General features: G+C 71.1%; 8 protein-coding genes. 2 read left to right on the top strand and 6 right to left on the bottom strand.

Going from position 1 to position 6,579, the window contains the following annotated elements:
- Positions 1-105 precede the first annotated feature (105 nt).
- From ACT4N7_RS24805 to ACT4N7_RS24780, 6 genes are all read right to left on the bottom strand, one after another.
- On the bottom strand, positions 106-231 hold the full coding sequence (locus ACT4N7_RS24805; protein ID WP_444831247.1) for a hypothetical protein: 126 nt from the start codon (positions 229-231) through the stop codon (positions 106-108).
- A gap of 670 nt (positions 232-901) precedes the next feature.
- Positions 902-1,270, bottom strand: a complete 369-nt coding sequence (locus tag ACT4N7_RS24800) for a GntR family transcriptional regulator (protein ID WP_444831246.1) — start codon at positions 1,268-1,270, stop codon at positions 902-904.
- Positions 1,271-1,403: 133 nt separating this feature from the next.
- Complete coding sequence (locus tag ACT4N7_RS24795; protein ID WP_444831248.1) at positions 1,404-1,910, bottom strand: NUDIX hydrolase; 507 nt, start codon at positions 1,908-1,910, stop codon at positions 1,404-1,406.
- 203 nt (positions 1,911-2,113) lie between these two features.
- Positions 2,114-3,448: a coenzyme F420-0:L-glutamate ligase gene (locus ACT4N7_RS24790; RefSeq protein ID WP_444831245.1), complete on the bottom strand. Its 1,335-nt coding sequence runs from the start codon at positions 3,446-3,448 to the stop codon at positions 2,114-2,116.
- The gene (gene cofD / locus ACT4N7_RS24785; RefSeq protein ID WP_444831244.1) at positions 3,441-4,439 is read right to left on the bottom strand and encodes a 2-phospho-L-lactate transferase; all 999 of its coding nucleotides are present in this window, start codon (positions 4,437-4,439) and stop codon (positions 3,441-3,443) included. The genes ACT4N7_RS24790 and cofD overlap by 8 nt, the downstream gene beginning before the upstream one ends.
- A 58-nt stretch (positions 4,440-4,497) precedes the next feature.
- Positions 4,498-5,247 carry a site-2 protease family protein gene (locus ACT4N7_RS24780; protein WP_444831243.1) on the bottom strand — a complete coding sequence of 250 codons (750 nt, stop codon included), beginning with the start codon at positions 5,245-5,247 and terminating at the stop codon, positions 4,498-4,500.
- A 217-nt stretch (positions 5,248-5,464) separates the two neighbouring features.
- Here ACT4N7_RS24780 and ACT4N7_RS24775 point away from each other — a divergent pair, with 217 nt between their 5' ends.
- A complete protein-coding gene (locus ACT4N7_RS24775; RefSeq protein WP_444831242.1) occupies positions 5,465-5,776 on the top strand; it encodes a WhiB family transcriptional regulator in 312 nt (103 codons plus the stop codon).
- Between the two features lie 194 nt (positions 5,777-5,970).
- The coding region (locus ACT4N7_RS24770) for a glycosyltransferase family 2 protein (RefSeq protein WP_444831241.1) at positions 5,971-6,579 on the top strand (609 nt) is incomplete at its 3' end.

The following is a 6,579-nucleotide window of genomic DNA, read 5'->3' as shown; positions in this document are numbered from 1 at the left end:
ATCGGGCTACCCAGGTATAACTGCGGCCACGGGGGCGGCGACCACGAACTGGGGGCGGCAGGCTTTTGCTAGCATCAGCAGCCTGCCGCCCCCTCCCGTGCCGGATTACGCGGTGCGAGGTCCGGGTCTGGAGACCGTGCGCGTGAGGATGAGCGCGATGGTTGTGCAGACCGCGGGGAGCATGCCGAACTCGCCGCCGATCACCAGCACGATGGCGAACGGCACGGTCATGGCGATGGCCATGACTATGGCACGCGACGTCGGCCCCCATCCGTCACTGACGACCTGCCGAACCCAACGCAACCACTGTCCGTCGGAGCGGCCGGGACCGACGGGCATCGGGTTCTCCGGGCCGCCGGACTCGTCCGGGTTCCTCCCCTCGGGCTCTTCCGGCCTGTCGTCATCACATGATTGAACCGTCACTGAATCTGGCTCCTTTCGGTACTCCTGGATTAATGCGCGGTGACGCTACCCGCGATCCTGTTTGCGGCACAAAGCAGCAACGGGCCTTTCGGTAGCCCGCCAACACATCATCCTGAAGCGTTCACGGCCGAATCCGCGCTGCCGAGTAGTACGCGCCCAACGGTAAACCCGTGGCGTTGAACGGCGTATCACGTATCGTTGCGCGGTAACCGGCGGGTGATTAATCTGCGATTTGCCGTCAACCGGCGACATCATCCGATCGAGGGCTAACGCCGCACGCCGTCTCACCGATCGCAGCCCATGGCACAGGCAAACGCCCACGCGGATGAGCCCCGGCACTTGCACGTGCAGACGACCGGGTAATCCGCCCGTGGCGGGGAAATCGAATCACGCGGCCGGGTGAAAATGTGGAACCCGCCTGGGTGAATTGTTGAGGCAATCTCCAGCCGCCGGTCCGACCTCGGTTACGGATTCGCCGCTATTCGGCCGCGCCCGGTTGCCGGAGAGCGGCGCGGACGATGTCGAGGGCCAACTCCGGGGCGACCCCGAGTTTGTGGATCGCCGTCGCATAGGCCGCGGCCGCGTCCCGCGCGCGTTCCAGAGTCCGATCGCCCGCCGCGCCGACGAACGTGCCCGCGCGGCCGCGCGTCTCCACCAGCCCGGCCTCCTCCAACTCCCGATAAGCCCGGGCGACCGTGTTCGCCGCGAGCCCGAGGTCGGCGGCGAGTTTGCGCACGGTCGGCAGCTTGGTGCCGACGGCGAGGCTGTGGTCGTTGATTCGCTGCGCGAGCCCGCTGCGCACCTGCTCGAACGGCGGCACCGCGGACTGTGGGTCGATGGTGATCACGGTGTGCCTTTCCGTGCGGGCAGTTTGGCGACACCGCCAGTGTGGTCGCGACGAGCGGGAACCACCATGTCTTCATCGCTGGGGGACGGTCGGCATATGGGTCGTGCCGCGAGCGGTTGAGCCGGTGACCTGCCTATCGCAGGGCGGCGAGCATGCGGTGGATGCCCGCCGCGCCGTCCGGGTCCGGCGGCAGGTCGGTCACCGGCCACCACCGCAGGTCGATCGACTCGGCGCTGCGAACCGGCTCGGCCCCCGCGGGCGCGCGGACCGCGAACCGCACGTCGAAGTGGCGGGTGGGCACGCCGAGCGAGCAGGTGATCGGATGCACGTCGACGTGCAGGGGCACCGGATCGATGCGCAGGTCGGCGATGCCCGACTCCTCGGTGGCCTCGCGCAGCGCCGCCCCGGCGAGCGTGGTGTCCGACGGCTCACAATGCCCGCCGAGTTGCAGCCAGCGGCCGACCCGGGGATGCAGGGTGAGCAGCACGTGCGTTCCGGCGGCGTCGAAGACCAGCGCCGATGCGGTGATATGGCCCGGTTCACACGCGCGCAGGCACGCGTCGGGGCGGGCGGCGAGGAACCCCAGGTACGCCTGCCGCAACGACTCCTGGCCGCGGTCGTCTGGACGCCACGCCGCCATGGCCGCCACGGCGTCAGCATGCAACCTCACAGTCACCTCAGTTGTCCCCAACTCCCGAATCCATCCACAGAAAACGCCGCCCCCTAGCCTTCCCCGCCACCACCGATAGACTGGAGCAGGGCTGTCCCCCCAGGGTAGGGCGGGGGTTTGCCCTTGCTGGGGGTGGAGCAGGGGCGGTGAAGTCGATCAGCCACTGGGGTGGGTCACAGTTCCAGCCAGGCTTCGGTTGTGGGGGGTTCGCGGGGGAGCATCGGGTCGGCCGGGTGGCCGACGGCGACGGCGCCAAGGGGTTCCCAGGTGGCGGGCAGGTCCAGCACATCGCGTACCACTTCGGGGCAGAAGAGGGTGGACGACACCCAGCAGGAGCCGAGGCCCTCCGCGGCCAGTGCGACCAGTAGGCCTTGCACGGCCGCGCCGCCCGCGACGGTGAACATGGTTCGTTCGGCTTCCGCGCGTCGAGGGTCGGGGTAGGTGTGGGCGCCGTCGCGCAGGACGAAGGGGAGCAGGATCTCGGTGGCGCCGTAGAGGAGATCACCGCGGGCCACGCGGCGGGCGACGCGGTCGGGGGGTAGGCCGTCGGACTCCAAATCCGCCGTCCAGGCCGTGCGCATGGCTGCCAACAGTGCGGTTCGACGGGTCACCACCCGGACGAAACGGACCGGGCGGGTGTGGTGGGGGGCAGGCGCGGTGAGCGCGGCGGCCACGGCTCGGCGCAGCGCCGCCGGATCAACCGGCTCGTCGGTGAACGAGCGCAGCGACCGGCGCAGCAGCACCGCCTCACGCCTGCCCTGCGCGATCGCGTCCTCGGTGCCGAGGCGGAACAGGTCGTCCTCGACCGGACGGACCAGGTCGCGGGCGCGGGCGGTCTCGTCGCCGATTTCCAGGCCGCGCACGACGGCCACCGGCACGCCGCCGAGCTTGCCCTTCACCAGGTCGGCCGCCGCCGCTATCTCGTCGGCTATGGCGACCTCGGTGACGGCGAGTTCGTTGCCCTGTCCGTCGACGGCGCCCGCGTACGAGTGCAGCACCCGCAGGCCGGACGCGCCGATCGCGGCGTCGGTCTGCCCCACGCGCCACGCGCGGCCCATGGTGTCCGTGATGACGACGGCCACCTCGACGCCCAGCCGTTCGCGCAGGCCGTGGCGCAGGGCGGCGGCGGTGGCATCCGGGTCGACCGGCAGCAGCGCCACCTCGTCGCCCGCCACGTTCGACGTGTCGACCCCGGACGCCGCGTGCACCACGCCCAGCCACCGGTTCACCGTGATCAGCGTCCGGTTCCGGCGCGCGATGACCCGCTCGGCCTCGTCGAGCACCAGCTTGCGCCGCACCTCGTCGCGCGCGTCCTGGTCGGCGGGCACCCGCACCAGCCGACCCTCTATTTTGGACACAATCTTGCTGGTGACCACGACGACGTCCCCGGACCGCAACCAGCGCGCCGCGGCGGCGATGGCGCCGGTCAGGTCGTCGCCCGGGCGGAACTCCGGCAGGCCGCGCACCGGCAGGATCTCCACCGACCCCCGCGCGGCGTGCTCAGTCAACGTCGACGCCGCCCAGGTCGAACGCCGCGCGGGCGATCTTCGCCGTGGCGTCCACATCGGACATCAGCAGCGGGACTGCGCGCACGGCCACGCCCGGCACGTCGGCCGTGTCGCCGCTGTGCACGAGCCAGCCGTCGAGGATGCCGTTGTCCGAGCAGCCCCGCGACCCGTAGTGCCTGCCGACGGCCTCGGCCGAGGTCGCCAGGCCGATCGCGGTCAGACAGGCGTCGGCCATGCCGCGCACCGGCTTGTCGTTGACGATCGGCGACACGCCCACCACCGGCGCTTCGGTCTTGCGCAGCGCCGCGCGCACCCCGGGCACCGCCAGCACCGTGCCGATGCTCACCACCGGGTTCGACGGCGCGAGCAGCACGATGTCGGCATCGGTGACGGCCTCGACCACGCCCGGGCCCGCGCTCGCCTCGTCCGCGCCCAGCGGCACGATCGAGTGCGCCTTCGGCTCCGCGTGATAGCGCACCCACCACTCCTGGAAGTGCACCGCCTTGCGCTCGCCCGTGCCCGGCTCGTCGATGACCACGTGCGTCTCGACGCGGTCGTCGGTCATCGGCAGCAGCCGCACCCCCGGCTGCCAGCGGTCGCACAGCGCGGCGGTGATGTCGGACAGCTCGTAGCCCGCGCGCATCATCCTGGTCCGCACCAGGTGCGTGGCGATGTCCTTGTCGCCGAGGCCGAACCAGTCCGGGTCGGCGCCGTAGGCGGCCAGTTCCGCTTTGACCGTCCAGGTCTCGTCGGTGCGGCCCCAGCCGCGCGCGGTGTCGATGCCCCCGCCCAGGGTGTACATGCAGGTGTCCAGGTCCGGGGCGATCCGCAGGCCGTGCAGCCAGATGTCGTCCCCGGTGTTCACCACCGCCGTGATCTCGTGCGGCGAGCCGTCCGGGGCGGGTCCCACCGGCGGCAGACCGAGCAGTTTCTTCACACCGAGCAGGAACCTGGCCCCGCCGACCCCGCCGACGACTACGACAACCTTCACGGTGCGCGATCCTCGCACGTCCGGGTGAACCCCGGACGGGTCACCGTCCAATTCGGTCTCAGCGCCAGAAGAAGAACGCGTCCTGGCCGAGGTAGGCGAGCAGTTCATTGCCGCCGACCGCGCCGTAGAGGCTGCCCACGACGTCCCAGAACGCCGCGCTCACCCCCGGGATGCCGATCAGCGCGGCGAACAGGATCAGCGGCGCCCACGGCCGCGCCTTCGCCCCGAAGCTGCGCGCCGGGTAGGACAGGTACGGCTCGACCGCGCCCCACCCGTCGAGGCCGGGCACCGGGAGCATGTTCAGCACGAACGCGGCGAGTTGCAGCAGCGCCAGGAACGACAGCCCCGCGCCGAGCACGGGCGCGGGCTCGAACACCTCGACCGACACCGCGAGCAGCACGCCGATCACCAGGTTCGCGAACGGCCCGGCCAGCGAGACGGCTGTGTCCACCGCTCGGGAGCGCAGCGCGTGGTGGTTGATCCACACCGCGCCGCCGGGCAGCGGGATGCCGCCGATCGCGAGGAACAGGATCGGCACGACCAGGCTGAGCACGGGGTCGGCGTACTTGCGCGGATCGAGGGTGAGGTAGCCCTTGAAGTAGACCTCCTTGTCGCCGCCGCGGAACGCCACGATCGCGTGGCCGAACTCGTGCAGGCACAGCGAGACCGCCCACCCGCCGAGTACCAGCACGAACACCCCTGCTTTGAAGGCCGTCTCGTTCTCCACGAGAGTCAGCAGGGCGCCACCCACAGTGAGCGCGAGGAGGCCGAGGAACACGGGCGAGGGTCGAACCGCTGATCGCTGCACCACCCCAGTGTGGCAATGTTCGCCGGTTGCCCGGCGGGCGGCTTCGTTTCGCCTGGTACACGATCGGGTACAGGCTGCGTTATCTCATCACCCACCTGGGGGCTTCGCTTGACCCACCGCCGGGACACGGGTGTAATCACATCGATGTCATTCGCCACGGGGATGGCCTAAGGCATCCGCCAGCCGGGGAGTGCGGAAGGCGAGGAGGCGGGGCGAAATGCAGGGACTGAGTGACGGGGGTCGCGTCGTGGAATGGGCTGAACACCCGACCGAGGAGTTGGGTGTTCTCGCCGGGTTCTTCGACGAGACCGACGAGCAGGAGTGGCAGGAGCGCGCGCTCTGCGCGCAGACCGACCCGGAGGCGTTCTTCCCGGAGAAGGGCGGGTCCACCCGCGAGGCCAAGCGCATCTGCCTTGGCTGCGAGGTCCGCTCGGAGTGCCTGGAGTACGCCCTGGCGCACGACGAGCGCTTCGGCATCTGGGGCGGCCTGTCCGAACGGGAGCGGCGCAAGCTCAAGAAGCTCGGGTAGTCGACCGGGACGACGGCGTGGGCCCCGTCCCGAGTTTCCTGGTCGCAGGGCTCAAGTCGGGCGTGGGGCGGGTCGATAAGCAGGCGGGTCGGCCTGCCTGTCTTCACACGATTCGGTGATGTCTCGTCGTACCGTGTTGGCTAGTGGCCGGAGGGTCATGACCACCACGAGTGCGATGGGAGGTGTACGGGTCCGTGCCGCCCCGGTCGCGCCTGGCGCTGTCGCACGGCGCCGCGCCGGTCCTGCGCACGGCACCAGTGGTCGCCGTCCTGGTCTGCCATGACGGCGCCGAATGGCTCCGCCTCGCGCTCTCCGCGCTGCGGCACTCGGTGCCGCGCCCGCGGCACATCATCGCGGTGGACACCGGATCTCTGGACGAGACGCCCACCCTGCTCGCCGAGGCGGCTGACGGCGCCGACCGCGTCCTCGACGGGGTGCTCACCCTCGACCGGACCGCGGGCTACACCGACGCCGTGCACGCCGCCGTCGACCACGCCGTCGAGCGGTGGGGCGACCCCGGCGGCTGGATCTGGCTGCTGCACGACGATTCCGCACCCGACCAGGACTGCCTCGCCACGCTGCTGACCGCCGCCGAGCTGTCGCCGTCGGCCGGTGTCCTCGGCCCGCTCGCCGTCGACTGGAACGACCCGCGGCTGGTGGTCGAGGCCGGGCTGTCCACCGACGCCTCCGGCCACCGGCAGACCGGCATCGGCCCGGCCGAACCGGCCGGGCACCGGGTCGGCCGCGACCGCGACCGCGACATCGAACACAGCACCGAGGTGCTCGCCCTGTCCACGGCGGGC

The sequence above is a fragment of the Actinokineospora sp. genome (assembly GCF_052390155.1).
Classification (GTDB): domain Bacteria; phylum Actinomycetota; class Actinomycetes; order Mycobacteriales; family Pseudonocardiaceae; genus Actinokineospora.
Note: the sequence above shows the minus strand (reverse complement) of the source record. Positions and strands in the feature narration are given on the sequence as shown.

Bases quoted from the DNA above. Each gene is read 5' to 3' on its own strand.
- ACT4N7_RS24805 (WP_444831247.1), bottom strand. From the start codon at position 231: ATGACCGTGCCGTTCGCCATCGTGCTGGTGATCGGCGGCGAGTTCGGC.
- ACT4N7_RS24795 (WP_444831248.1), bottom strand. From the start codon at position 1,910: ATGGCGGCGTGGCGTCCAGACGACCGCGGCCAGGAGTCGTTGCGGCAG.
- ACT4N7_RS24775 (WP_444831242.1), top strand. From the start codon at position 5,465: ATGCAGGGACTGAGTGACGGGGGTCGCGTCGTGGAATGGGCTGAACAC.